We start from the raw sequence: 25,970 nt of genomic DNA, 5'->3' as shown, positions 1-25,970 counted from the left end.
TTTCTTCTGCACCGACGTCGACCACTGCTCGCCGACCGCCGACCGCCGACCGCCGACCGCCGACCGCCGACCGCCGACCGCCGACCGCCGACCGCCGACCGCCGAGGCTATCCCGCTCGCCCGTCCTCGGCCCGACGGATCGAGGCCCGGGCGGCCGCGACCACGGCCTCCACGGTGATCCCCGCACGTCGGAGGACCTCCGCCCCGGGACCACTCTGGCCGAAGTGCTCGACCGACACACATTCCCCGGCTGTGCCGAGGTATTTCCACCAGAGGCCGCCGGAGCCGGCCTCGACCGCGACGCGTGCCGCGACCTCCGGCCGCAGGACCGTCCGCCGGTAGTCGGCAGGCTCTGCCTCGAACCACTCCCAACAGGGTAGGGACACGACCTGCGCCGCAAGTCCCTCCGCCGCGAGCCGCTCCGCCGCCGCCACGGCCAGGTGCACCTCCGACCCGGTGGCCATCAGCACCGCGTCGGGGCGGTCCACGGCGCGGACCACGTAGCCACCGCGCCGGGTCCCCTGCACTGATGCCTCGGCCAGCCTGAGCTGGGGCACCTCCTGCCGGCAGGAGACCAGGGCGACCGGTCCCTCGGGGCGTTCGATCACCCGTTGCCAGGCGCCCAGCACCTCGGCCGGATCGGCGGGCCGGACGACCGCCAGACCGGGGATCAGCCGCAACGACGAGAGTTGCTCGACCGGCTGGTGGGTCGGGCCGTCCTCCCCGACGGCGACCGAGTCGTGGGAGAAGGTGAAGATCGCCGGCAGCTGCATCAGGGCGGCGAGGCGCAGCGCCGGGCGCAGGTAGTCGGAGAACACCAGGTACCCGTTCGCGAACGGGCGGGTCAGGCCTCCCAGGGCGATCCCATTGGTGATCGCTCCCATCGCGTGCTCGCGGATGCCGTAGTGGATCTGTCGGCCACCCGGCCCACCGGGTCGCCCGGTGGTGTCCGCCGGGCTGAGCAGGTTGTCCTCCCGGCTCAGCCGCCCACCGGCGGTGTCGGCCAGGTCCGCGGATCCTCCCCACAGTTCGGGGAGCCGCTCGCCGAGCATCCGCAGGTAGGCGCCGGTGACGCTGCGGACCGCGACCGGTTGGTCGCCGAGGTCGGGCAGGTCGTCCCAGAGTCCCTCGGGGAGGGTGCCAGCCTCGAGCCGGTCGAGCAGGGCGACCCGGTCGGCCGGAGCCGCGGCGCGCCAGGCCTGGTAGCGAGCGGTCCACTCGCCCTGCAGCGCGGCTCCCCGCTCAGCGGCCTGCCGGCGGGCCGCCGCCAGGAGCTCCGCGGGCACGGCGAAGTGCTCGTCGGGATCGAGCCCCAGGAGCTGCTTGGTCGCCCGGATCTCCTCCTCTCCGGGACGGCCGGCGTGGGCCTTGGCGGTGCCGCCGACGGCCGGCATCGGGTTGCCGATCCGGCTGTGGAGGCGTACGAAGGTCGGGCGGTCGTACGGTCCCGAGGAGGCGGCAACCGTCAGGACCGTATCGATCCCGGTCAGGTCCTCACAGTCGTTCACCTCGAGGGTCCGGAAGCCGTACGCGGCGAAGCGGGCGACCACATCCTCGCTCGTCGTCACCCCGGTGCTGCCCTCGATGGTGATCCGGTTGTCGTCCCACAGCACGATCAGGTCGCCGAGCCTCAGATGCCCGGCGAGGGCACCCGCCTCGTGGGAGATGCCCTCCATCAGGTCACCGTCGGAGACCAGGCACCACACCCGGTGCCGGAAGGGACTGTCCGTCCCACCGTCCGGATCCAGCATCGCGGTCACCCGGCGAGCGTCCAGGGCCATCCCGACGGCGTTGGCCAGCCCCTGGCCGAGGGGGCCGGTGGTCGTCTCGACCCCGGGGGTGAGCCCCCGCTCGGGGTGGCCCGGTGTCAGGGAGTCGATCGTCCTGGCCCGCCGCAGGTCGTCCATCGTCAGGCCGTACCCGTGGAGATACAGCTGCACATAGAGCAGCAGGCTCGCGTGGCCGGCCGACAGGACGAACCGGTCCCGCCCCGGCCAGGCCGGGTCGGCGGGGTTGTGCACCAGGTGTTCCTGATAGAGGACGGTGGCCAGCGGCATCAGGCTGGTGGCGGTGCCGGCATGGCCGTTCCCCTTGGCCTGCACGATGTCGAGGGGAAGGACTCGCGCGTGACGGATCAGCTCATCCAGGAATGCTTGCATCAGTTTTCACCTCGTTCTCGATGAGGGCACCGGGCCCGTGGGGGCCGGCGGCAGCCTGCGCCGTCCGGCCCCCACTTCCCGGCAGCGACGGGCTCAGTGGCGGACGGGCTCCTTCTGCGCCGCCAGCCACTCCGCCCGGGCCCGTCCGGGCAGCCAGCCGGTGTCCACCCGACGGACCTTGAAGATCCAGGCGGCGGCGACCAGCAGCAGCGCGAAGAGCACCATGACGATCGGGGCGGCTGGCATGCCGAGCCGGGCGATCAGGCCGTTCACGGTCCCGAACCAGCCGAAGTCCGCGTCGCCGAAGGTGCTGTTCGCCATGCCCAGCGTCCCGAGGACGGTGAGCAGGAAGGCGGGCAGCAGGGTGATCAGGATGCCGTTGAGGAAGCCGCCGACGACGGCGCCGCGACGACCGCCGGTCGCGTTGCCGAAGACCCCGGCGCCGCCACCGTCGAAGAAGTGCGGCACCATGCCGGGCAGGATCAGCGCCAGCCCGAAGGCCGGGCCGAGCCAGATCGCGATCACCACCAGGGTGAACAGACCGCCGACGAAGGAGGAGAGGAAGCCGATCAGCGACGAGTTCGGCCCGAACGGGAAGACGATCGGCACGTCGAGCGCGGGCTTGGCCCCGGGCACGACCCGCTCCGCGATGCCCTGGAAGGCCGGGACCAGTTCACCGAGGATGATCCGGACGCCGTAGAGGATCACGCTGACACCGATGCCGAACTGCAGCGCCTGCGCGAAGGCCGCCATGATGTACGCACCCAGGTCGGCGGACGGCCCCGAGGTGGACGACGCGAAGATCTGCATCAGGGTGTCGTGCGGCAGGACGATCGCCCCCCAGACCGCGAACACCATGTACAGCACCAGCATCAGCAGGGTGGTGGACACCATGGAGTCACGCAGGAAGCTGAGACCCTGCGGGAAATTGACCTCCTCGGCCGACTTCGAGCGCTTTCCCACGGCGGCGCCGGCGGCGCCCGCGACGATGTAGCCGAGGGTGTTGAAGTGGCCGATGGCCAGATTGCCGTCCGGTGATCCCACCACCCGGTTCATGTAGGGCTGGGCGAAGGCCGGCATGACCACCATGATCACCCCCATCAGCACCGAGCCGATCAGCACGACCCAGATCCCCTGGCCGGGACCGAAACCGACCGACAGCACCACGGCCAGCAGGGTGGACATGAAGACCATGTGGTGGCCGGTGAGGAACACGTACCTCAGCGGGGTGAAGCGGGCCAGCACCAGCATGACGATGAAGCCGAGGACGATGATGTAGGCCGACTGCGCGCCGAACTGACTCGCCGCCTGGGCGGTGATCACCTCGTTCGTCGGGACGACGCCGTGCGCCCCGGTGTCCTTGAGGATCAGGTCACCGAACGGGGTGAGCGAGTTGACGACGACGGTGGCGCCGGCACCGAGGATGAGGTAGCCCATCGCCGCCTTGACGCCGCCGGAGATGACCTCGCCGGGCTTCTTCTTCATGGCGATCAGGCCGATGACGGCCACGATGCCGATGAGGTACGCCGGAACGTTCAGGATCTGAACGCTGATGAAATTCAGGATTGACATGAACCACGACATTGTAGTGTTCTCTCCACGTCGTTCCCGGTCTCAGGACCGGGGGAGGTGATCGGACAGCACGGTTTCGATCTCCGTGGCGTCCATGAAGTTGTTGACGACCGCGACCGGGGCCGAGATGTCGGCCAGCTTTTCCGCGAGTTCGGCGGAGGTCAGGATCAGGTCCGCCCCTTGCGCCGCCCCTCGGGCGGCACTGATGTCCGAGGTGGTGACCGTTGCCGGCACGCCCAGCCGGCCGAGGGCTTTCTCGGCGTTCATCTTGAGGATGATGGACGTCCCGATCCCCATGCCACAGACGCATACGACATTCATGATGTGTTTCCCTTCGAATTCTTCGTCGAATCGATGAGTGTTCTTGTCGGATCGTGTTCTTGTCGGAAGGGCCCTCTCGGGGTGGGGCCTCAGTCGCCGATGTCACCCGCGAGCAGTTCGCGGACCCGGGCCGGCGTGTCGGCCGTCGCGAGCGCGGCCGACAATCCGCGATCGGCGAGCGCCCCGGCGAGCGCCGACATGACCTCCAGGTGGTCCTCGTGGTCGCGGGCCGCCAGGCCGATGACGAGGCCAACGGGATCGTTGTGTGCGTGCCCGAACGCCACCGGCACCTCGAGCCGGACCCAGGACAGGCCCGACCGCAGGACGGCGTCCGAGGGCCGGGCGTGCGCGATCGCGATGCCGGGAGCGATCACGATGTACGGACCCAACCTGTCGATCGCCGCCACCATCTCCTGGGTGTAGCGGTCGGTGGTGGCGCCGCTGCTGACCAGCGCGTCGCCGGCCGCGATCACCGCCGCACGCCAGTCCGCGGCCGGAAATCCCAGCTTGACGGCTGCGTCCGGCAGCGCAGTGGACAGGTCCAGAGCCATACGAGGCACCCCTTCGACGGATCGGCAACGTCGCCGGTGGGCTGACCCGCCCACCGCTCCAGGATGGCCCCGTCGAGGATGTTTTGTCCAGAGCTATACAGAAGTTCTGTCTAGGTTTCTACAGATCCGTTGCCGGGCAGCGGCAGGACGACGCCCCGGTCGAGCGCCGCATCCACCTGCGCCGGGTCCAGGGCCTGCTCCAGCGCCAGTTGCGCGGCACCGATGAGTCCCACGGCGGGGTCCATCCGGGAGCGGAGCACGGCGATGTGGGCCGCCACCAACGGGTGCACCTGGGACAGGGCGACGCGCCTGATCTCGTCCGCGAGGCCGGGCAGCCCCTCGATCAGGCCTCCCCCGAGCACGACCAGCTCCGGGTCAAGGGTGGAGATCGCCGCACCGACGACCACCCCCAGCCGGTGGGCGCCCCGGTGCAGCAGCTCCAGGATCTCGGTGTCGCCGGCCTCCGCCAGCCGCACCAGGTCGTCGGCGCCCCGTACGGCCGCACCCCGCTCCCCCAGCAGGCGGGCGATCCCCTGGCCGCTCGCCACCGCCGCGGCGCAGCCGGTCCTCCCGCAGACGCACCGCACCTCGCTCCCCTCGTCGGGGATGTGGGCGAGGTCGCCGGCGAGGCCGTTGGCCCCGCGCAGCACCTGACCGTTCGAGATGATGCCGCAGGCCAACGACATGTCGAGCCGCAGCACCAGCAGGTTGCGGGTCTGCGGCCAGGACGTCAGCCACTCGCCCTGGGCGAGGCAGTTGGCCCCGTTGTCGACGACGACCGGGATCGGCCGGATCCCGAGGGCGGGCAGGAAGGCCCGGACCTCCCGGGCGATGCCCACGTCGGCCCATTCGGTGTGCAGTCCCGGCAGGTCGGACAGCGGCGGCCGGGCCATCTCCCCGGAGAGATCGACCGCATCGGGGACGCCGATCGCCACCCCCATCACCAGCGAGGGGTCCAGGTGCTCCCGCCCGATCAGTTGGCGGAGACGGGTGGCCACCTCGCCGAGGACCAGCCCGGGGCCGGCGCTGACCGCCATGTCGAAGCCCGCCGAGGCGATCACCTTGCAGGACAGATCGGTGACCGAGATGGCCGTCCGGGCAGTGCCGATGTCCACGGCGACCAACAGTCCGCCGGTCTCGTTCAGCATGAAGACCCGGGGCGGACGCCCGGTCGTACGGTCCTGGACACCCTGCACCACGAATCCGCCGGCAGACAGTCTGGCCAGCCGGGACTCGACGGTGGCCCGGGCCAGCCCGGACCCGGCGATCAGTTCCCGGGTCGTCATCCCGCCGGACTCACGGATCATCGCCAGCAGCGCGCCCGGCCCGGACTCCACCCGCAGCGCCCGACCGCCGGACATCGCCGAGCCTGCGGCCACCGACGCCACCTCCCACCGGATCCGGCTCGTCGCCCGTACGACAAGTTCTTACCATTTTTGCGCAAAATCGAGACCCCGTGGCGAGCAGCATGGCAGAATCGTGGCGGACCAGGCATGAGCTGCGCCGATGCAGTTGCCGGCGGGGTCACCTCAGGAGAGCAGGACAGGGCGCCCAGCATGAAGATCATCACCGTGTGCACCATGGGTATCGGCACGTCGATCCTACTGAAGATGAACGTGGAGAAGGTCCTGGACCAGCTCGGTCTGTCCGGCAGTGTCGAGGCCTCCGACCTCGGCTCGGCCCGCGGCGCCTCGCAGTCCGCCGATCTGATCATGACGAACGCCGAGATGGCCCGCGCGCTGAGCGACGTCGCCGTCCCGGTCGCGGTGGTCCACAACTTCATGGACACCGAGGAGATCGCCCGGGCACTCCGGGAGGCCGCCCGGCAGTAGCGGCTGGGACAACACCCGCGACCGCGGACTCCGTACAGCCACGACCGCGGTCTCGATGCGGAACGTACGCTGAGAGCACGGGACGTTTCTCCGGCACGAGGTGGTGGCGATGATGGGCACAGGCATCCGGCTGGGGCGCATTGCCGGGATCGAGATCAGGCTCCAGTGGAGCGTGGTGATCATCTTCCTGCTGATCGCCTGGAGCCTGGCCACCGTGCAGTTCACCCTGATCCCGGGCAGCAGCGCAACGGCCCGCTGGGTGGCCGCGGTGATCGCGGCACTGCTGTACTTCGGTGCGCTGCTCGCCCACGAGCTCGGACATGCGCTGCTGGCCCAGCGCAAGGGCATCGAGGTCGAGAGCATCACGCTGTGGGTGTTCGGCGGCGTGTCGCGACTCAAGGGTGAGGCGGAGGGCCCGGCCGACGAGTTCCGGATCGGCGTGATCGGTCCCGTGGTGAGCCTCGCCGTCGCTGCGCTCTTCGCCGGGATCTGGTACCTGCTGGGAGCGCTCGGCGCCCCCGCGCTGGCCGTCGAGGTGGCCCGTTGGCTGGCGCTGATCAACCTGTTGCTGGGGGTGTTCAACCTGTTGCCGGCGTTCCCGCTCGACGGTGGCCGGGTGCTGCGGGCCTGGCTGTGGCGCCGTCGCGGTGACCGGGCCGCCGCGACGCGGACGGCCGCCGCCGTGGGGCGCGCCTTCGGCGTCGTCTTCATCGCCGGCGGGCTCTTCCTGTTCATCGCCGGCGCGCCGGTCAACGGACTGTGGTTCGCCCTCCTCGGCTGGTTCCTGTTCGGCGCGGCCCGGGCCGAGGAGTCCCACGTCCTGCTCGCCGCGGCGCTGCGCGACGTCCGGGTGGCACAGATGATGACCGCGAATCCGACCGTCGTCCCGGCTGACCTGAGCGTGCAGGACTACGTCTCCCGGGCGATGGCGTCGCGCTTCACCTCCTTCCCGGTGGTGGACGGGAGCGGCGCGGTGGTCGGGCTGGTGACGATGCGGCTGGTCCGGGCAGCGATGGCCCGGGGCCAGCAGCACGCCACGGTGGGACAGGTCGCCACACCGCTCGGCCAGGTGCCCGTCGTGTCGCCGTACGACACCGCCACCCACCTGGTGGAACAGCTGCAGCAGGCCCCCGACGGCCGGGCCCTCGTCTTCGACGGCGGGCGCCTGGTCGGCATCGTCTCCCCCACCGACCTGCAGCGGATGCTGGACCTGGCCCTGCTGCGGCCCCGCGCCGGCCGTTGAGTCGAGCGTCAGGACCGGGTGGGCACCGCCGCGGACGCGAGTTCCAGCACTCTGAGGTAGCCCTCGACCGTCCAGGCGGCGCGGCCGACGAAGAGCCCCTCCACTCCGGGGACGCGCAGGATGGCCAGGATGTTGCCCGAATTGACCGACCCGCCGTACACGATCGCCGTCACCCGTCCGCCCCAGGTGTCGGCCAGGGCGGCGAACACCGGGGCGATGTCGGCGGGGTGTGCCTCGCGGCCGTGCTCCCCGATCGCCCAGATGGGTTCGTACGCGATCACCACCGGGCTCGGGTCCGCCACGCCGTCGAGGGCGGCGGCCACCTGTCCGAGGACGTGGTCGACGCTGCCGCTGGCCTCGAAGACCTCGGCCGACTCGCCCACGCACAGTACGGGCCGCAGCCCGTGACGCAGTGTGCTGCGTACCTTGAGGTTGACCGTCTCGTCGGTCTCGGCGAAGAACTCGCGTCGCTCGGAGTGACCGATCTCGATCATGGTCGCCCCGGCCTCGGCGGCCTGCGGCACCGAGATCTCCCCCGTCCAGGCGCCCGCGTCCTCCCAGTGCGCATTCTGCACGCCGAGCAGGACGGGGGTGCCCGGGCCGAGGCACTCGCGAACGGTCGCCAACGCCGTGGCCGGCGGGATGACGAACGGCTGCACCCCCGCCGGGGCCCCATCGGCCAGCGCCGCGGCGAGCCGGGTCGCGTAGTCACGCGCGAAGTCCAGCGTCCCGTTCATCTTCCAGCTGGTGCCGACCCACAACATCAGCCGACCTCGTATCCGCAGATCGCGTCGACCTTGGGGGCGGAGGCCGAGGACGGGTCGAACTCGTAATCGAGGAACTCGGCGGCGAGTCGACGAGCCAGCTCCAGACCCACGACCCGCGCCCCCAGGCACAGCACCTGCCCGTTGTTGGAGAGCACCAGCCGCTCCACCGAGTAGCTGTCGTGCGCGGTGCTGGCGCGTACGCCCGGCACCTTGTTCGCCGAGATGGCCATTCCCATGCCGGTGCCACAGACCAGGACGGCCCGCTGTGCCTCGCCGTCGGCGACCTTCCGCGCACCCGCCACACCGACGTGCGGATAGAAGGTCCGGTCCTCGCAGGACCCGACGCCCACGTCGATCACTCGGTCGACGCGCGGGTCGGCCGCGAGATCGGCCTTGATCCGGTCCTTGTATTCCACGCCGGCGTTGTCGGCGCCGACCACCACCACGTATCCCATGTCTTCTCCTCGGTGTTTCCGGGCGCGACGAACGTCCCGGTGTCGTTCAGGGTCAGGGCGCGCCGTCACACGCCCGGAAAGATGGCCGGCCCACCGGCCGATGGGCGATGGGCTCGCCCGGTGGGCCGGCCGTGGGTCGGCCGGCCCCGGTCCCGTCGCAGGTGCCGGACGGGGCCGGGGCGGCGCTCCTAGGAGACGGGCAGCGCCTGACGGTGGGCCAGCTGCATGCCGGCGTACTCGGCGGCGACGCGGGTCGACTCGATCATGCTGCCGCCGTTCGCGATGCCCTTGCCGGCGATGTCGAAGGCGGTGCCGTGGTCCACGGAGGAGCGCATGAACGGCAGCCCGAGGGTGACCGTCACCGCCTTCTCGAAGTCCAGGGTCTTGCAGGCGATATGGCCCTGGTCGTGGAACAGCGACAGGATGCAGTCGTGGTGCCCGTCGAGGCCGAAGGCGAAGATCGAGTCGGCGGGCAGCGGCCCGCGGGCGTTGATCCCGAGTGCCTTGGCGTCCGCCACCGCCGGGATCAGGTGCTCGACCTCCTCGGTGCCGAACATCCCGCCCTCACCGCCGTGCGGGTTGAGTGCCGCCACGGCGATCGAGGGATTCTCGAAGCCCAGTGCCCGCAACTCGCGGTCGATGTCCTTCAGGTAGGTCAAGGTCCGTTCCCGGGTGATCAGGTCGCAGGCCTGGCGCACCGAGACGTGGCGGGTGAGGAAGAACACCCGCAGCTTGTGCACGTTGAACATGGTCAGCGCGTACGGCGCCTCGGTGAGCTCGTTGAAGATCTCGGTGTGCCCGATGAAGGGGATGTCCGCCGCCCTCAGCGCTGCCTTGTTGATCGGGGCGGTGGACACCGCATCCAACTGGCCGGAGAGGCCGAGCTCGATCGACTTCTCGAGGTAGGAGTATGCCTGCCGAGCGGCATCCGCCTGGACGACGCCGTACTCGATCGTCGCCCCCGGCACCGCGTGGGTGTCCAGCAGGTCGACGGTGCCGAACTCGTACCTCGCTTCCTCGGGCGCAGAGATCTCGTTGATCACGAGCGGGGTGTCCTGGATCGCCGCGGCTCGCTCCAGGTGCTCCCGGCCGCCGATCACGAAGGGCCTGCAGACCTCGTAGATCATCGGGCTCCGGACGGTCTGGAGGACGATCTCCGGGCCGATGCCGGCGGGGTCACCGAGGGTGATGGCGGTGACGGGCCTAGGCGTTGACTGGTGCATTTTCCTCTACCTCTTCTTCATATGAGCTCCGATTGGTTTCATCGAAGATCCGATTGACGCATTGCACGGCGGTCTCGGGCGTACCGGTGAGACCGCCCTTGCAGACCACCGGGACCCCGTCCCAGGGCCCACCGACCAGGACGCCCTGGTCCGCCTGGGGGATGACGTAGTCGACGAGTCCGAGCCCGCGAGTCCCCAGCGCCCGGCAGGTGTTGACCATCACGTCGCCACCGGTGAGGTACAGGCCGGCGAGCGAGTCGCCGATCGCCTCGGCCACCCGCCGCCCGATCTCGCCCAGCCGGACCGGGATCCGGGCGGGACCGACGCCCGGTTCCAGCCCGATGGCCCGCTCCAGGGCGGCCAGGTCCACGACCCGGCCCGACAGGGTGGACTGCAGTCCGAGCAGCAGGACCCGCGGCGGGTCGGAGCGGCGCATCAGGCGCGTTACCTCCCCCGAGACCCGCTCCGCCTCGGCGCGAAACCCCTCCTCGTCACCCATCAGGGGATCGATCGCCACCTCGACCGCCCAGGTGCCGGACAGATTGCGCAGCACGTTCATCTGGCCGTTCGTCGTGCTGGTCGCACTGCCGGCCACAACGAGGACCGTGCCGTGGTCGGTCGGGGCGGACTCCACCCGGATGGTGCGCTCGTGCGGCACCCGGGTCTGCACCGTGCCGCTGCGGATGGCCATCCGCTCGGTGAACGGCCCCGGATCGACGCAGACCGTCCTCCAGCCGAGCCCGACCACGGCCACCGCGATGGTGTCGATGTCCTCCACCGACGTGGCGTCGACGAGGATCACCCGGGCGCCGGTGCCACGCTGGTCGGCGAGGGCACTCTTGAGCCGGTCCCCTCCCGCGATCACCGCGTCGATGCCCACGCTGCCGACGCCGAGGGTGCACTGGTCGGCCAGCAGCCTGCGCAGGTCGGACTCGGTCACCGGGGTGCGTACGTCCACCGCCACCGGAGTCCGGGCCAGCAGCACCGAGTCGATCAGCGAGTAGCCACCGACGACAATCCGCCGCGACTGCGGCATCGCCGGCACGACGATGGCGACGTAGTCCTCCCCGAGCACGCTGAGCATGCCCTCGACCTCGGGACCGATCCCGCCGCGGCAGGTGGTGTCGATCCGCTTGGAGAACAGCCGGGCGCCGGCCGCCACCAGGTCCTGGGTCGCCCGGTGCACCCGGGCATACGCCTCGGGCCCCGGCAGCGCCCGCGAGTCGGCGTTGACGATCACCGCCGCATGATCGGCCTCGAGCTCCCCGACACCATCGGCGTCGAACAGCACGACGGTGTCCACTCCGACCCGGGCCAGCAGGGCCCCGACAGTCGTCGCTCCGGTCAGGTCGTCGGCGACGATTCCTAGGCTGGGCATGTCCTCATCTCCTCTCTTGGATCGGTAGCGTCCCGGTCAGTCCGCGAGGACCGGCTGGACGGTCTTCGGTCGGGCCTCGACCAGGGTCAGGATCACGACCAGGGCCAGCACCAGGACCACCACGAAGTAGCCGAAGGCGACCGCATAGTTGCTCGCGGTGGCGTCGAGCAGGGCACCGACGATCATCGGGGCGAAGAAGCCACCGAGATTGCCACCGGAGTTGATCAGGCTGATCGCGAAGGGATACGTCTTCACGTTGGTGACGTCCATCGGGTAGGCGGTGAACATCGGCCAGCCGATGTTCAGGAAGAAGCCGGTCAGCATCAGGCTGATGACGATCAGGGTGGTGTTCTGCGGGGCGTTGATGACCGCGACCAGCATCACGGCGGCGAACAGCGCAGTGAGCAGCATGGTCGGCTTGCGTCGGCCGTTGAACACCCGGTCCGAGATCACGCCACCGAGCAGGGCGCCGAGCAGACCGCCGACGGCCGGGGCCGCCGCGATGAAGCCGGTCTTGGCGAGGGTGAAGCCGCGGGCCTGGACCAGGTAGAGCGGGACCCAGGTGAGCAGGCCGTAGTTGACGTTGTTCATGAAGAAGTACGCCAGAGTGTCGCCCCACACGTTCCAGGACCGCAGCACCTGACCGTTCGAATCCATGGTCCGGACGTCCTTGAGCCGGATCAGACGATCGAGCCAGCCCATCGAGCGGAACTCGATCGTCCTGCCGGTGCTGGCGGTGTCGGTGATATGCGCCAGTTCGGCGGCGTTGACGTGCTTGCTCTGCTCGGGGCGGTTGCGGACAACCAGGTACCAGACGACCGCCATCAGCACACCGGGCAGGGCGAACCAGAGGAAGACCGCGCGCCAGCCGGCGGCCATTGCGATCGCGATGGCGATCGACGGCACGATGATCGGGGCGAACTGGGTCGACGCGATGTAGAGGCCGGTCGCGGTGCCCTTCTCCTTGGCCGGGAACCAGGCGTTGACGGTGGAGGTCATGCCGACCGGCACCGGGCCCTCGGCCAGGCCGAGCAGCAGGCGCAGCGCAAGCAGCGCGATCGCCGCGGTGGTGAAACCCATCAGGAAGGTGACGACGGAGAAGGCGAGGATCGCGATCGAGACGATCGTTCGGGTGCCCTTCTTGCCGATCAGCAGGCCGGCGGGGATCTGCGACACGGCATAGCCGAGGAAGAAGAAGCTGGAGATGGCGCCCATCGTGAAGTTCGAGATCACGAACTCTTTCTTCACGAAGGGCAGCAGGGCGCCGATGTTGGACCGGTCGGCCATGCACACCACGTAGCCGACGAAGATCGTCGTCATGACCACCCAGCGATACCCGGTCGCCCTGGTGGCCGCGCGGAGGCCTGTGGTTGGTTGGAGTGAGGTTGCCATGGTTGGTGCTCCCAATGTCGTCTTTGACAGTGAGCGATCGGTGATCTGCCCCGCGAACGGTTGACCCGAACGCGAGATGGCTCCGACCGGCCCGATGACGACGACGGTGCCGCGACCGCCGGCGAGCCCCGAGGACACGGTCCGCGCATGTTCCGTGATCCCACCAGGCGCACCGAGGTTCTCCCGGTCGCGGCGCCGATCCATCGGACGCCACCTCCGCGGTCCTGAACCCCGGAGCGTGGCTGATGACCAACGCTGGGGACAAGACTGACCCACATCCCGATGGTGGACTCCACCCGGACACCCGATCACGGGAGGATGTGTCACTATGGGCCAAGGTCCTGATGGGCCATTGTTGTGTTGCATTCAGGTTTCGTGTCAGCTGGGAGGTCTGCTCACATGGTGGGTCGGATTCCCGGCGCGAAGCCCGGGCGCGAGCCTCTCGACACTCGCGCGAAGCCACTCGACGCCCGTACCAGAGCCCGACTGGCGGAGCTGGCCGAGCTCTACTGGGTCGGGGGTCACACCGTCGAGGACATCGGCCGGCAGCTCGGCCTGTCGCGCTCGACGGTGTCACGGCAGCTGGCCCGGGCCAGGGCCGAGGGGGTGATCGAATTCGTCGTCCACCGCGACACCGGCGCCGACCTGGCGCGGGAGTTCACCAGTCGCTACCGGGTCCGCACCGACGTGGTCGACGTCGCGGAGGAGACCCGGGCCGAGGCCCGATTGGACGCCGTCGCGGCGGCCGCCGCCCGGCGACTCGGCACGCTGATCGCTTCGGAGATGATCGCGACGATCGCCTGGGGAGTGACGATGGAGGCGGTCTCCCGCCATCTCGAGCCGCACCCGGTCAAGGGCGTACGGTTCGTCCAGTTCAACGGATCGGGGAACACCTTCACCTCCGGGATCGGATACGCCGGCACCCTGATGGACCGCTTCGCGCAGGCATTCTCCGGCACGGTCCAGCTCCTTCCGGTCCCGGCATTCTTCGACTCCGCCACCACCCGCGAGGCCATGTGGCGCGAACGGAGCATCCAGCGTGTGCTCCGTCTGCGTCAGTCGGCGGACCTGCTGATCGCGTCGATCGGGACGGTCCGCAGCGAACTGCCCGGCCATCTCTACCGAGCCGGCTACCTCGGGGACCAAGGTCTGCAGGAACTGCTCGCCCAGGGCGCGATCGGCGACCTCGGCGGCATGTTCTTCCGGTCCGACGGCAGCTTCGACAACATCGGCGCCAACGACCGCTCCACCGGGCTGCCGCTCGGCGAACTACGGCGGATCCGCACCCGCCTGGTGATCGCCTCCGGACGGGGCAAGGCGGCGGCCGTCCGCGCCGCTCTGCGCGCCGGGTTCGTCACCGATCTGGTGATCGACACGCACTGCGCGGAGGACGTGCTCTCCGACACAGAATGATCGATTCAAGCATCACCTGTCAGTGACTTGGCCACTTGGCGGTGATTTGAGTCACTTCAGGTCGTACTTGACAGCATCTTTGATCTAAACGATCATTTTAAGCAACGAGCTGTGATCGAACCGCGCCAAGAGTCTCCGGTGTCCGACCCCGGGGACCGACCACAGTGAGTCAACGGTGATCCGAGTCGCCCCGCAGGTGGACCCGAGACTCGAACACCGACCGATGGACGGGATCCACCTGGGTGGGGGGAGAATCGGCACATGCACGAGGCCCGCCCCACCCGTACGTCAGGAGAGCAGGGCATCCCGCGTCCGGAACGAGCCAGCAAGGGGCAACGTCGCCGCCAGCAGATCCTGCACCTGCTAACCAGTGATCCGGAGTCGAACGTCACCGTGAGCGACCTGTCCGAGACGTTCGGGGTCTCGGTCGCGACCATCCGCCGCGACCTGACCGATCTGCAGGAGCAACGCCTCGTCACCCGCACCTACGGCGGCGCCGCGCTGCAGCGGCTGCCCGCCGAGCTCACCATGGTCGAGCGGGAGTCGACCCATTCCGACGCCAAACGTGTCATCGGGCGGGCTGCCGCCGAACTCATCGAGGACGGCGACCTGGTCATCCTCGACTCCGGCTCGACCACCGAGCAGTTGGCGATCGCTCTCGGCGACCGCCCGGTCTCGGTGATCACCAACGGCCTGCGCGTGGTGCAACAACTGGTGCCGTACGAGCGGGTCCGGGTGACCGTGCTCGGCGGGTCGCTACGCGGTTTCAACGAGACGACGTACGGGCCCGACGCCGAGGCGATGCTCAGGCACGTGTACGCGACCTTCGCCTTCATCGGTACCGACGCGGTGGATCCGCGCCGGGGTATCACTTCCCGCACCTACGAGCAGGCCCGGCTGAAGTCGATCATGCTCAGCAACACCCAGCAGGTCTACGTGGTCGCCGACTCCTCCAAGCTGGGCCGACACCAGCCGTTCAACTACTGGTCCACGCTGCCCGCCGGCTGGGGCCTGATCACCGACGACGGCGCCGCGCCCGAGGCTCTCACCGAGCTCCGGGCCGCCGGCGCCGAGGACATCATCGTCGCCAGGACACCGGGCGAGGAGACCTGACGGACGGATCCCGCTGCTGGACGGCTGAGGCGGTGACCTATTCCGCCGCCTCCACCGGCGCCGTCTTCTCCGTCGCCCCGGCGCCGACGAACGGCCAGAACGCGAAGCCGTCGCTCAGCACCGCCAGCAGCGGGAAGGTGACTCCGAGCAGCGCCGACGCCAGCCACACCTCGCCCTGGAAGCCCGGCGCGCCGAAGGCGATCTCACCCGACACCACCGGCAGCACCAGGACGTAGAGCTGGCCGAGCAGCACCCCCACGACGGCGGCGATCAGGGCCGAGACCAGGCCCCGGGCGGGCTGCGCCTTCGGCGCCGGCACCCGGCCCTGGAGGATGTTCAGCACGACGATCGACCCGAAGAGGAATGCCACCGTGACCCCGGTCAGCATGGTCGGCCAGGACAGCCGGAACAGGCCCACGCCGAGCACCTCGGCAACCACCGTCACCGCCGCGATCAGGCCGGTCGAGGCGGCCGCCGCAACCGGCGGGTTCTTCATGATCCGCTCGGTCAACGGCCAGAACCCGAAGTGCAGCACCAGCAGGCCCACCGCCATCGTGGTGACCACGGTGGTCATCACCGCCCAGATGTCGAACGGGCCGTGCGGATCCAGCGCCGCGACGTACGCCGGCCCGCCCTCGAAGGAGGAGTAGTTGGCCAGCAGCAGGTAGGTCAGGACGGACAACACGTACGCCACGAGCATCAGGAGGTACCCGCCGAGCACCGGGTTCCGGATGCCGCGGAACGGCCACCCGCCCCAGATCACCGCGAGCAGGAAGGTGTAGGGCACCGCCATGATCGCGATGTGCGCGACGTTCGGCACCGGCGGTGTCAGTCCGCCACCGAACAGCACGACCAGCAGGGTGGCGATCACCGCGGCGTTGACCAGCATCAGGGCGAGGAAGGCCAGGCCGCGCCAGGGCTGGCCCAGCCGGCCGATCGGCCGGGGGTGCTCGGTGTGCCAGAAGGCGCCGATCACGAAGAGGCTCGGCACCCCGCAGACGAGCACATAGGAGACCCAGTCGCGGAAGGTGGGCCAGGAGAAGAGTGCGATGAAGGCCAGGGAGATGACCACGGCCACGACCAGCACCAGGATGCCGAGCACCGGCTGGTCGAGGGGACGGCGCGCGGCGGTGGGCGCTGTTTCATTCATGACGGTCCGTTCGGGGAGCGCACCCGACCCGGCGGACGTGGGACACCTCGCCGGGTCGGTTGAATCTTGAATTGGCTGCGCTCACGATAGCCGGGCGCCGTACGCTCCCGCTCGCGGGCGTCCGACTGTGCGGCACGTCACATCGGCTGACGCCTCATCACTGCGGACCGCGGATGAGGATCGGGTCCTCGGTGACGGCCGGACCAGCAATGAGACGATAGTCCGGTGGATCCCCGACTGAGCGCCACCGACCGCCGACCCGCGGTCCTGGTCTGCGACCTCGACGGCACGATCGTGTTCGACGGAGAAGTCCCGTCGACGGACGCCGCGGCCCTGCAGGCCTGGACCGCGGCCGGCAACCTCCTGGTCCTGGACACCGGCAAGTCGGTCGACGCCACCCGGCGGGTGTGGACCTCCGCCCTGCCCCGGCCCGACTACGTGATCGCCTTCACCGGGGCGGTGATCACCGACGGCGACCTGGTCCCGCTGTCGGTCCGGTCCCACGACCCGGCGCTGTTCCCGGAGGTGTTCCGTACGGTCCGCGACGAGGTCCTCGCCCTCTACGCGTCCACCCTGGAGCGGGACTACGAGGTGCTCAACCGGGCCGGCATCCACTCGATGATCCTGCCGGCCTTCGAGCCGGCCGACGCGGAGTGGGTCGCCGGCCAGGAGCTGTTCGGCATCCCGCTGTTCGTGCCCGGTGACGCCGACCGGGCCCGGCTGGCAGCCACCCTCACCGACCTGGTCGGCGACCGCGGCGTGCTGCACCGCAACCAGACCTTCCTCGACATCGTCCCGGCCGGGGCGACCAAGGGGCTGGGGCTGCGCCGGCTGCTGGCCGACCTGGTCCCCGACCACGGCCCGGTGTGGACGATCGGGGACTCCTGGAACGACCTGAGCATGCATGCCGAGGCCGACCACCCGATCGCCCTGCGGCACTCCCCCGCGGAGGTGCTCGCCGCCTGCGAGACCGCCGTCGGCAGTGCCCACGAGCTGATCGACCGGCTGCTGACCGCCACCGGCCCCGGGCGGCCCGGCCCGGCGACGTAGGATCGGGGCGTGCCGACCCTGGACAAGATGCCGGACCTGCCCCCCGATCCGTCCGACGTACGCCTCGTCGTCGCGGACATGGACGGCACCCTGCTGGACGCCGAGGGCCGGATTCCCGACGGGTTGTGGCCGCTGCTGACCCGGATGCGCGAGCGCGGGATCGCCTTCGCCCCGGCCAGCGGGCGCCAGTACGCGACCCTGCGGCACCAGTTCGACCGGGCCCGTGACGGGATGGTCTTCATCGCCGAGAACGGCTCCTTCGTGGTCCGCGACGGCGTCGAGGTGAGCGCGATGCCGCTGGACCGGCCGTTCGTCGAGGAGGCGATCACCCGGGTCCGTACGCTCGCCGGCAGCGGCCGTGACGTCGGCGTCGTGCTGTGCGGCAAGCGATCGGCCTACATCGAACGTCGGGATCCGCCGTTCGTCGCCCAGGCCGAGCCCTACTACGCCGAGCTCGCCGTGGTGGACGACGTGCTGGTCCCCGACGACGAGGTGCTCAAGATCGCCGTCTTCGACTTCGTCGACTCGGCGGTGACGGCCCAGGCCCTCGCGCCGTTGCGCGCCGGCCACCAGGTGGTGGTGTCCGGCCACCACTGGGTCGACCTGATGGGCCGGTCGGTCAACAAGGGCACCGCCATCCGCCGGTTGCAGCGGACGATGGGCATCGGTCCCGCCAACACGGTGGCCTTCGGCGACTACCTGAACGACCTGGAGATGCTCGGCGCGGTCGAGCATTCGTACGCGATGGCGAACGCCCACCCACAGGTCCGTGCCGCGGCCCGCTACACCGCCCCGTCGAACGCCGAGCAGGGTGTGATCACCGTCCTGTCGGCCCTGCTGGCGGTGGAACCTGCGGTGGGGGGTGCGGTCCGGACCACATCTACGCTAGGCTCCAGGCCATCGGACCGGTAATGGCGGAATAATATCCGGCCTTGGTAGGCCTTTCCGCCCCGGCCGGGACGGCTCGCCGACCGCGGGGCACTCGCCCGCTGACCGACCCTCGGCACCCCGAACCGAACGTGAGGATCACCGACTCATGACTGCTCGACCGATTGCCGCCATCGCCGCCACTGTTGCCCTCATTGCTCCGATCACGTCTGCGGCGGTGGCCGAGGCCGCCCCGACCACCACGACCATGTACGTCACCGGGTACAGCTGGTGGGACAACACCCCGCCGGGCTCCAGCGACATCTCCGACCCGGTCATCCACACCAACGCCGGAGGGACCGGCAGCTACGACGATCCGGTGACCCTGGCGGTCGGCCATTCGATCACCAACGGGCGCGACGTCCTGGACTACCCCGCCGGCACCCGGTTCTACATCCCGGCACTGCGCCGCTACGCCATCGTCGAAGACACCTGCGGAGACGGCGCCACGCCGCAGAACGGCCCCTGCCACACCGGCTATCAGGGCCACCCCTGGATCGACATCTACATCGGCGGCCAGAATGTCTCCCGGTCCGTGGCGAACAACTGTGCGTCCAGGATCACCGACCTGCACACCGTGATCCGCGACCCGGACGCCGGGTACGTCGTGGTTCCCGGGTCGCTGGCGGCCGGTTGCACGGTCTACAGCGAGACGCCGGTCAGGACCGCTGCCACCAGCCCGACGGCGACCGCCACTGCCACGCCGACCGCCTCCGCCACGCCGACGGCCAGCCCGACACCGACCCGGACCGCGAGCGCCACCCCGAGGCCGTCGGCGACCGCCACCCCGACCCCGTCAGTGCGAACGGTCGGCACCGTGTCCGTCGACCATCTCACGTCGGCACAGCGCAGCGACCGGAACACCGCGTCCACCTCGATCAGCGCGTACGGGTCGGAGGTCTTCACCGTTCAGCAGGCGCTGCAGGAGCTTGGTCTGCTGCGGCAGGACAAGGTCAACGGACACTACGGACCGGAGACCGTGTCGGCCGTCAAGGCGTTCCAGCGACAGCTGGATGATCGGCGGACCGGCACGCTCACCCGCAGGGAACTCAGCCGCCTCTTCCGTTCCGCCGATCTGTCCGTACGCGTCACCGACTGAGGACGATCAGGCGATCCTGAGCGTGGTCAGGCGATCCTGAGGGCGCTCACCCCGGTGGACGATGCCCACCGGGGGCCACACCCGGGTCGTTCTGCGCGATCGGTCATCCTGTGCGCTGCCCGGCGTCACCGACCGAAGATCGGTGTCAGCCAGGCGCGCCCGAGAGTGTGGAAGAACAGGGTGAAGCCGAGTGTCGCCGGCGTGGCGTCCGGCGACAGGTCGAGCCGCTCCACGTCGACCGCGTGCACGGTGAAGAAGTACCGGTGCCGGCCGTGCCCCTCCGGCGGTGCGGCACCGAGGTAGCCCGCCGTCCCCGCATCGTTGCGCAGGGTCAGCGCACCCTCCGGCAGCCCCGGCTCGGTCGTGCTGCCCGCGCCGGTGGCGAGGTCGGTGCAGTCCACGGGGAGGTCGAGCACCGCCCAGTGCCACCAGCCCGACTGGGTCGGCGCGTCCGGGTCGTAGCAGGTCAGGGCGAACGACCGGGTGGCCGCCGGGAAGCCGGACCAGCTCAGCTGCGGCGAGACGTCCTCCCCGCCGGGGATCTGCATCCTCCGGGACCGGTGCCGGGGCGCCAGCTCCTCCCCGTCGGTGACGTCGGTGCTGGTCAGCTGGAAGCGCGGCACGTCCCGCAGCTTCGCGAACGGGGAATTCTCCATCTGGCGCTCCTTCGCGGTGGGTCCACCCAGGCGGCTCGAACGGCCCGGCTCACAGCCCCAGCCGCACCGGGATCCGCCGTGACCCGAAGTGTCCCGGCGTCGCGGCGAAACGACCCGGGATCACCGTCCCACAGTCAGGACACCGCCCGTCGGCGGTGAGCCGATAGCTGCGCAGATCGTACCAGTCGCGGACGATCAGCGCCGAGCGGCAGGTCGGGCAGTAGGTGGTGTCCCCCTCGCGGTGGTGCACGTTGCCGGTGTAGACGAAGTGCAGTCCGGTCTCCAGGGCGATCTCGCGGGCCCGGATCAGGGTCTCCCGCGGCGTGGCGGGAACGTCCTGCATCCGCCAGGCGGGGTGGAAGGCGGAGAAGTGCAGTGGGACGTCGGGGCCCAGTTCGGTGAGGATCCACCGGGTCATCGCCCGTAGTTCCTCGTCACCGTCGTTGCGGCCGGGGATCAGCAGTGTGGTGATCTCGAACCATACCGATGTCTCATGTTTGAGGTAGACAAGGGTATCGAGCACTGTCAGCAGGTGCCCGCCGGTGAGCTGCTGGTAGAACTCCTCGGTGAATCCCTTCAGGTCGACGTTCGCCGCGTCCATCGCCGCGAACAGGTCCCGTCGGGCCTGGCCCTGGATGTAGCCGGCGGTCACCGCGACCGTCCGTACGCCCCGCTCCCGGCAGGCCAGCGCGGTGTCGACGGCATACTCGGTGAAGATCACCGGGTCGTTGTAGGTGAAGGCCACGCTCTCGCAGCCGTACCGCTGCGCCGCGACGGCGAGCTCCTCGGGAGAGGCCTGGTCCATCAGCCGGTCCATCTCGCGAGACTTGCTGATGTCCCAGTTCTGACAGAACTTGCAGCCGAGGTTGCAGCCGGCGGTGCCGAAGGAGAGCACCGAGGTGCCCGGGTAGAAGTGGTTGAGCGGCTTCTTCTCGATCGGGTCGAGACAGAAGCCGGACGATCGTCCGTACGTGGTGAGGACGATCTGGTCACCCTCCCGCATCCGGACGAAACAGAATCCGCGCTGCCCGTCGCGCAGATGGCACTCACGGGGACAGACGTCGCACTGGAGCCGGCCGTCGTCCAGGGCGTGCCAGTAGCGGGCGGGGTGGGACGGGGCGGGGGACGGAGTGGACATGATGGTTCCTCCTGCCGAGCGGGTACACCTCTCGCGGTGGGCCCGGTCGGGCCCGGTCCCGGCGGCCCCTGAGGGGCCTGGTCCTACGACCGGGATGCCGCGCCGCTCGGCGTTGTGCTAGGAACAAATTTTAGTCGCTCCGCTCGCGCCGTACGGGCCTGCAGGGCGGACATCTGTGGATCACCGACCGGACCGGTACGCACCTTGTCCTCGTCGGGCTGATGTCACCCGGTCACGGCTCCTCGGCCACCACACCGGGCAGGTCGGCGAAGCGGGCTGACGCGTCCCGGCTGAGCAGCACCCGCCCGGTCTGGGCAGCATGCGCGGCGATGATCAGGTCATGGGCTCCGCGGGGCTTCCCGGACCGTCGAGCAGCAGCGATCAGCCGGGCATGCTGGACAGCGGTGGCCTCCGTGTACTCCAGCACGTCCACGGTGTCGGTGATCACCGCCAGCGCGCGGGAACGAGCGGCGGCACGCTCCGCCGTATCCGCCAGCTCGATACCGGTGCGGTATTCGGCCACGGTGATGGCGGCGATGGCCAGCTCATCGTCGTCCAGCGCAGCCCGGTCGACGGCGCCGCGTTCATAGTCGATCAGGACATTGGTGTCGAGGATCAGACGTCTGCCCATGGGTCCGCCTGCTCGTCGGTAAGATTCGCCACAGCGTCCGCGATGTCGGCAGCGAACCGGTCATCCGGCGGAGCCAGGCCGGCCAGGGCCGTACGGAGATCACGCCCGGTGCGGTGGGGCGCGGGGCGCATCTCGACGATCGGCCGGCCTCCTCGGGTCACGGTGACGGTCTCGCCGGCCTCGATCGCGTCGAGCAGGTCGGAGAAATGACGAGACGCCTCAGTCGCAGTGAGGGTTCGCATGAAGCCATCATATCTGATACTCAGATTCCGGTCTCACCCAAAGGACCTCACCCAAAAGAGCAACCTTGGATGGGCACGAGTGACATCGCTGACGCCCTTCACTCAGCGGATACGGACCGCCCGAACAACATCAGCGGTGCGGAGTTCACTGATCGTGGCTTGGAGGTTGAGCTTCGGTCGCCATGTCGCCGGATCGAAGATCGCCTCCCACGAAGACTCGATCTCGGCACGCAGTTCGTCGGGCCATTCGGTGATCGGGGCCGCGTCGTAAGGCTTCGCTCGCGCGCCGAAGTCGTCATCGAGCGCGGTCCAGCGCAACTCCCACTCGTCCTCCGACTCGCCAGGGTTCACCGGCACATGGAGGTAGCGATTCAGCACGGCGTGCCAATCCGAGAACTCACTGAGCAGGGGCGCGCTCTCGAGCAACGCGGACGGTCAGCAACACCTCGCCTCTGGCGTACTTGGCGATGTCTCGCTCACGTCCATGATGATTCACTCCGGCACTGACACCGCACCGAGACTCGGCCGGCGGCCTCCGCGTTTCGCCCGAGCGTTGTCGTCTGTAGTCCAACACCAATGCACGGGCGAAACGCGGAGGTGGAGGTGCGGTGGGGACCCGCCGATCCTCCGATTCGGCCTACTTGGCTCCCGCCCGCACCGGGATGGTCCGGGCGATCGGCTTGCTGACCGAGGAGAAGAAGTCGTTGCCCTTGTCGTCGACGATGATGAAGGCCGGGAAGTCCTCCACCTCGATCCGCCAGACGGCCTCCATGCCGAGCTCGGGGTACTCCAGCACCTCGACCTTCTTGATGCAGTCCTGGGCGAGCCGGGCCGCCGGGCCGCCGATCGAGCCGAGGTAGAAGCCGCCGTGTGCGGCGCAGGCGTCGGTGACGGCCTTCGACCGGTTGCCCTTGGCCAGCATGATCATCGAGCCGCCGGCTGCCTGGAACTGGTCGACGTAGGAGTCCATCCGGCCGGCGGTTGTCGGCCCGAACGAGCCGGAGGCCATCCCCTCCGGGGTCTTGGCCGGGCCGGCGTAGTAGACCGGGTGGTCCTTGAGGTACTGCGGCATCTCCTCGCCGGCGTCGAGGCGTTCGCGGATCTTGGCGTGGGCGATGTCGCGGGCGACGACCAGGGTGCCGGTCAGCGACAGCCGGGTCTTCACCGGGTACTTCGTCAGCTCGGCGAGCACCTCGGCCATCGGCCGGTTGAGGTCGACCGCAACGGCCTCGTCCTCGGCACCGACGTGCTCGTGGGTGACCTCGGGCAGGTAGTGGCCGGGCTCGAACTCGAGCTGCTCGAGGAACACCCCCTCCGGGGTGATCTTGCCCTTGCACTGGCGGTCGGCGGAGCAGGAGACCGCGATGGCCACCGGCAGCGAGGCGCCGTGCCGCGGCAGCCGGACGACCCGGACGTCATGGCAGAAGTACTTGCCGCCGAACTGTGCGCCGATGCCGAAGTCCTGGGTCAGCTGCAGGACCTTCTGCTCCATCGCCGGATCGCGGAAGCCGTGGCCGCTCGCCGATCCCTCGGTGGGCAGCGTGTCGAGGTACTTCGCGGAGGCGTACTTCGCGGTCTTCAGCGCGGCCTCCGCGGAGGTGCCGCCGATCACCACGGCGAGGTGGTAGGGCGGGCAGGCGGCGGTGCCGAGGGTCCGCAGCTTCTCGTCGAGGAACTCCATCATGGCGTCCTCGTTGAGGATCGCCTTGGTCTCCTGGTACAGGTAGGACTTGTTGGCCGACCCGCCGCCCTTGGCCATGAAGAGGAACTCGTACTCGGTCTCGTGACCGGGGTGGGTGTCCGCGGCGATGTCGATCTGGGCCGGCAGGTTGCAGCCGGTGTTCTTCTCGTCCCACATGGTCAGCGGGGCGTTCTGCGAGTAGCGCAGGTTGAGCCGGGTGTAGGCGTTGTAGACGCCCTGCGAGATCGGCACCTCGTCCTGCACCGAGGTCAGCACCTGCTGTCCGCGGTGGGCCGAGACGATCGCCGTGCCGGTGTCCTGGCACATCGGCAGCACCCCGCCGGAGGCGATGTTGGCGTTCTTCAGCAGGTCCAGGGCGACGAACTTGTCGTTGTTCGAGGCCTCCGGGTCGTCGAGGATCTTCGCCAGCTGGGCGAGGTGCGCCGGACGCAGGAAGTGGGCGATGTCGTGCATCGCCGTCTCCGTGAGGAGGGTGATCGCCTCCGGGTCGACCTCGAGGAACGTACGCCCACCGGGCCCTTCGACGGTCCGGACCCCCTCGGTCGTGAGCAGACGGTACGGCGTCTCGTCCGGCGTGACGGCCGGCAGCATGTCCTCATAGAAGAACTCGGTCACGGATCACTCCTTCGTGCGGATCACGGTGGTGCTCGTCATCTTTCCACGTCGGTCTGACCGTCTCCCACCGGGTGCTGGTCGGCCGGGCCGGGCTTCGCCGGGCTCTCCGTCTCCCTCGCCGGGCTCTCCGTCTCCCTCGCCGGTGTCTCCGCCGATCCACCGGCCGCCGGGCGATCCGTCCAGGGCAGCCACCGTGGCAGCGAGGGGACATGGTGCAGCTGCCACTGGGGTCGGACCGGCGGTTCCTCGGCGTCCTTGGAGCGCAGGAAGACGTTCACCCACTGCAGCCGCGGGCTGGAGTCGATCAGCAGCGACTTGGCGAACAGGGTCAGCGGCACGGCGAGGATCGACCCCAGGGCGCCGATCACACTGGTCCAGAAGACCAGTGAGACGAAGGTCACGGTGGTGTTCAGCCCGACGGCGTCCCCGGTGAACTTCGGCTGGATGATCGCCTGGATGACGAAGTTGAGCACCGAGTAGGCGATCACCACGATCAGCGCCTCCACCGGGCCGCCGTCCAGCAGGGCGAGCAGCGCCGGGGGGACCAGACCGACGACGAAGCCGATGTTGGGGATGTAGTTGGTCACCCAGGCGAACAGGCCCCAGACGAACGGCAACGGCACCCCGAGCGCGAACAGCACGATGGTGTCCAGCACCGCCACGATCAGGCCGAACAGGGTGTTGACCACCCAGTAACGACGCACCCGGTAGCCGAAGTCGCCGAGTGCCGCAGCCAGGTACGGCTGGTACTGCCGCAGGGACGCCAGCCTGCCCTCCATCGCGGTGGAGTCGACGAGCAGGAAGGCCACCGCCATGGCGAGCACGAAGATGATCGTCCCGGCCGAGGAGACCCCGGCCAGCAGGCCCTGCAGCAGCTGGATGATCCGGCCCAGGTCGAGCTGGCCGAGCAGCAGGTCGGCGTTGGAGGTGTCGATCCCGCGCTCCGACAGCCACCGCAGCACCTCGCCGGACATCTCGTTGACGGTGCCCGCGTACCGGGGCAGCACCTGCACCAGCTGGGCGATCGACACCGCGACTCCGGTGAGGATGCCGAAGATCACCGCGTAGAGCAGGATCAGCATCAGCAGGCTGGCCAGCCAGCCGGGGAGGTGCCAGCGGACCAGCCGCTGCCGCATCGGACCGACGGTGAGCACCAGGGTGAGCGCGAGGAACGTCGGCCCGACGATCCCGGCGATGTAGCGCAGTCCGATCGCGACGACGACCAGCGCCGCCGAGACGAGGATCAGACCGATCCCGATCGGCAGCGGCGCGTCATCGCGGATCAGGGCGCTCCCACGGCCGCGGCCGGTGCGGGCGGACGGCGTCCGATCGCTCACTGTG

At 69.6% G+C, this 25,970-nt stretch carries 25 protein-coding genes; 7 read left to right on the top strand and 18 right to left on the bottom strand.

Annotated elements, in window-relative coordinates; translation table 11 throughout:
- Nucleotides 1-107: 107 nt before the first annotated feature.
- From R0145_RS18165 to R0145_RS18145, 5 genes are all read right to left on the bottom strand, one after another.
- On the bottom strand, nt 108-2,159 hold the full coding sequence (locus R0145_RS18165) for a transketolase (protein ID WP_317838352.1): 2,052 nt from the start codon (nt 2,157-2,159) through the stop codon (nt 108-110).
- 93 nt (nt 2,160-2,252) lie between these two features.
- Nucleotides 2,253-3,731: a PTS ascorbate transporter subunit IIC gene (locus tag R0145_RS18160; protein ID WP_317838351.1), complete on the bottom strand. Its 1,479-nt coding sequence runs from the start codon at nt 3,729-3,731 to the stop codon at nt 2,253-2,255.
- A gap of 42 nt (nt 3,732-3,773) precedes the next feature.
- A complete protein-coding gene (locus tag R0145_RS18155; RefSeq protein ID WP_317838350.1) occupies nt 3,774-4,052 on the bottom strand; it encodes a PTS sugar transporter subunit IIB in 279 nt (92 codons plus the stop codon).
- 89 nt (nt 4,053-4,141) lie between these two features.
- Entirely contained in the window at nt 4,142-4,603 is a 462-nt protein-coding gene (locus R0145_RS18150) for a PTS sugar transporter subunit IIA (RefSeq protein ID WP_317838349.1), read from the bottom strand.
- Nucleotides 4,604-4,713: 110 nt separating this feature from the next.
- Nucleotides 4,714-5,982, bottom strand: a complete 1,269-nt coding sequence (locus R0145_RS18145) for an ROK family transcriptional regulator (RefSeq protein WP_317838348.1) — start codon at nt 5,980-5,982, stop codon at nt 4,714-4,716.
- Nucleotides 5,983-6,159: 177 nt separating this feature from the next.
- Here R0145_RS18145 and R0145_RS18140 point away from each other — a divergent pair, with 177 nt between their 5' ends.
- Nucleotides 6,160-6,435 carry a PTS sugar transporter subunit IIB gene (locus R0145_RS18140; RefSeq protein ID WP_317838347.1) on the top strand — a complete coding sequence of 92 codons (276 nt, stop codon included), beginning with the start codon at nt 6,160-6,162 and terminating at the stop codon, nt 6,433-6,435.
- Nucleotides 6,436-6,544: 109 nt separating this feature from the next.
- Nucleotides 6,545-7,678, top strand: a complete 1,134-nt coding sequence (locus tag R0145_RS18135; RefSeq protein WP_317838346.1) for a site-2 protease family protein — start codon at nt 6,545-6,547, stop codon at nt 7,676-7,678.
- A gap of 8 nt (nt 7,679-7,686) precedes the next feature.
- Here R0145_RS18135 and R0145_RS18130 read toward each other — a convergent pair whose 3' ends face one another.
- From R0145_RS18130 to R0145_RS18110, 5 genes are all read right to left on the bottom strand, one after another.
- Complete coding sequence (locus R0145_RS18130; RefSeq protein WP_317838345.1) at nt 7,687-8,442, bottom strand: triose-phosphate isomerase; 756 nt, start codon at nt 8,440-8,442, stop codon at nt 7,687-7,689.
- On the bottom strand, nt 8,442-8,900 hold the full coding sequence (locus tag R0145_RS18125) for a ribose-5-phosphate isomerase (RefSeq protein ID WP_317838344.1): 459 nt from the start codon (nt 8,898-8,900) through the stop codon (nt 8,442-8,444). Before R0145_RS18125 ends, R0145_RS18130 begins: the two co-directional genes overlap by 1 nt.
- 188 nt (nt 8,901-9,088) lie before the next feature.
- Entirely contained in the window at nt 9,089-10,123 is a 1,035-nt protein-coding gene (gene pdxA / locus R0145_RS18120) for a 4-hydroxythreonine-4-phosphate dehydrogenase PdxA (RefSeq protein WP_317838343.1), read from the bottom strand.
- On the bottom strand, nt 10,104-11,501 hold the full coding sequence (locus tag R0145_RS18115) for a four-carbon acid sugar kinase family protein (protein ID WP_317838342.1): 1,398 nt from the start codon (nt 11,499-11,501) through the stop codon (nt 10,104-10,106). The genes pdxA and R0145_RS18115 overlap by 20 nt, the downstream gene beginning before the upstream one ends.
- 36 nt (nt 11,502-11,537) lie before the next feature.
- Nucleotides 11,538-12,821 carry an MFS transporter gene (locus R0145_RS18110; protein ID WP_317838341.1) on the bottom strand — a complete coding sequence of 428 codons (1,284 nt, stop codon included), beginning with the start codon at nt 12,819-12,821 and terminating at the stop codon, nt 11,538-11,540.
- 471 nt (nt 12,822-13,292) lie between these two features.
- Here R0145_RS18110 and R0145_RS18105 point away from each other — a divergent pair, with 471 nt between their 5' ends.
- Together R0145_RS18105 and R0145_RS18100 are read left to right on the top strand one after the other, a co-directional pair.
- The gene (locus R0145_RS18105; protein WP_317838340.1) at nt 13,293-14,306 is read left to right on the top strand and encodes a sugar-binding transcriptional regulator; all 1,014 of its coding nucleotides are present in this window, start codon (nt 13,293-13,295) and stop codon (nt 14,304-14,306) included.
- A 261-nt stretch (nt 14,307-14,567) separates the two neighbouring features.
- A complete protein-coding gene (locus R0145_RS18100; protein WP_317838339.1) occupies nt 14,568-15,419 on the top strand; it encodes a DeoR/GlpR family DNA-binding transcription regulator in 852 nt (283 codons plus the stop codon).
- A gap of 37 nt (nt 15,420-15,456) precedes the next feature.
- Here the strand turns inward: R0145_RS18100 and R0145_RS18095 are convergent, their stop codons facing one another.
- A complete protein-coding gene (locus R0145_RS18095; protein ID WP_317838338.1) occupies nt 15,457-16,569 on the bottom strand; it encodes a hypothetical protein in 1,113 nt (370 codons plus the stop codon).
- A 225-nt stretch (nt 16,570-16,794) separates the two neighbouring features.
- Here R0145_RS18095 and R0145_RS18090 point away from each other — a divergent pair, with 225 nt between their 5' ends.
- From R0145_RS18090 to R0145_RS18080, 3 genes are all read left to right on the top strand, one after another.
- The gene (locus tag R0145_RS18090; protein WP_317838337.1) at nt 16,795-17,619 is read left to right on the top strand and encodes an HAD family hydrolase; all 825 of its coding nucleotides are present in this window, start codon (nt 16,795-16,797) and stop codon (nt 17,617-17,619) included.
- A gap of 9 nt (nt 17,620-17,628) precedes the next feature.
- Nucleotides 17,629-18,531: a Cof-type HAD-IIB family hydrolase gene (locus tag R0145_RS18085; protein ID WP_317838336.1), complete on the top strand. Its 903-nt coding sequence runs from the start codon at nt 17,629-17,631 to the stop codon at nt 18,529-18,531.
- A gap of 124 nt (nt 18,532-18,655) precedes the next feature.
- Nucleotides 18,656-19,645 carry a peptidoglycan-binding domain-containing protein gene (locus tag R0145_RS18080; RefSeq protein WP_317838335.1) on the top strand — a complete coding sequence of 330 codons (990 nt, stop codon included), beginning with the start codon at nt 18,656-18,658 and terminating at the stop codon, nt 19,643-19,645.
- Between the two features lie 125 nt (nt 19,646-19,770).
- On the opposite strand, the gene R0145_RS18075 is transcribed toward R0145_RS18080, so the two are convergent.
- The 7 genes from R0145_RS18075 to R0145_RS18045 all read right to left on the bottom strand — a co-directional run bounded on the left by R0145_RS18075 (nt 19,771) and on the right by R0145_RS18045 (nt 25,966).
- The gene (locus tag R0145_RS18075; protein ID WP_317838334.1) at nt 19,771-20,301 is read right to left on the bottom strand and encodes a YbhB/YbcL family Raf kinase inhibitor-like protein; all 531 of its coding nucleotides are present in this window, start codon (nt 20,299-20,301) and stop codon (nt 19,771-19,773) included.
- 49 nt (nt 20,302-20,350) lie between these two features.
- Nucleotides 20,351-21,439, bottom strand: coding sequence for an AmmeMemoRadiSam system radical SAM enzyme (gene amrS, locus R0145_RS18070; protein WP_317838333.1), 1,089 nt, complete (start codon nt 21,437-21,439; stop codon nt 20,351-20,353).
- 232 nt (nt 21,440-21,671) lie between these two features.
- Nucleotides 21,672-22,070: a type II toxin-antitoxin system VapC family toxin gene (locus tag R0145_RS18065; RefSeq protein ID WP_317838332.1), complete on the bottom strand. Its 399-nt coding sequence runs from the start codon at nt 22,068-22,070 to the stop codon at nt 21,672-21,674.
- Complete coding sequence (locus R0145_RS18060; protein ID WP_317838331.1) at nt 22,055-22,312, bottom strand: type II toxin-antitoxin system prevent-host-death family antitoxin; 258 nt, start codon at nt 22,310-22,312, stop codon at nt 22,055-22,057. Before R0145_RS18060 ends, R0145_RS18065 begins: the two co-directional genes overlap by 16 nt.
- 102 nt (nt 22,313-22,414) lie before the next feature.
- Complete coding sequence (locus R0145_RS18055; protein ID WP_317838330.1) at nt 22,415-22,738, bottom strand: DUF3841 domain-containing protein; 324 nt, start codon at nt 22,736-22,738, stop codon at nt 22,415-22,417.
- 211 nt (nt 22,739-22,949) lie between these two features.
- A complete protein-coding gene (locus R0145_RS18050; protein WP_317840275.1) occupies nt 22,950-24,605 on the bottom strand; it encodes a fumarate hydratase in 1,656 nt (551 codons plus the stop codon).
- Nucleotides 24,606-24,664: 59 nt separating this feature from the next.
- Nucleotides 24,665-25,966: an AI-2E family transporter gene (locus R0145_RS18045; RefSeq protein WP_317838329.1), complete on the bottom strand. Its 1,302-nt coding sequence runs from the start codon at nt 25,964-25,966 to the stop codon at nt 24,665-24,667.
- Between the last annotated feature and the right edge of the window lie 4 nt (nt 25,967-25,970).

Origin of the sequence: Raineyella sp. W15-4, from assembly GCF_033170155.1 — a bacterium.
Lineage (GTDB): Bacteria > Actinomycetota > Actinomycetes > Propionibacteriales > Propionibacteriaceae > Raineyella.
The sequence above is the reverse complement of the archived record's forward strand: the minus strand, read 5'-3'. Positions and strand labels throughout refer to the sequence as shown.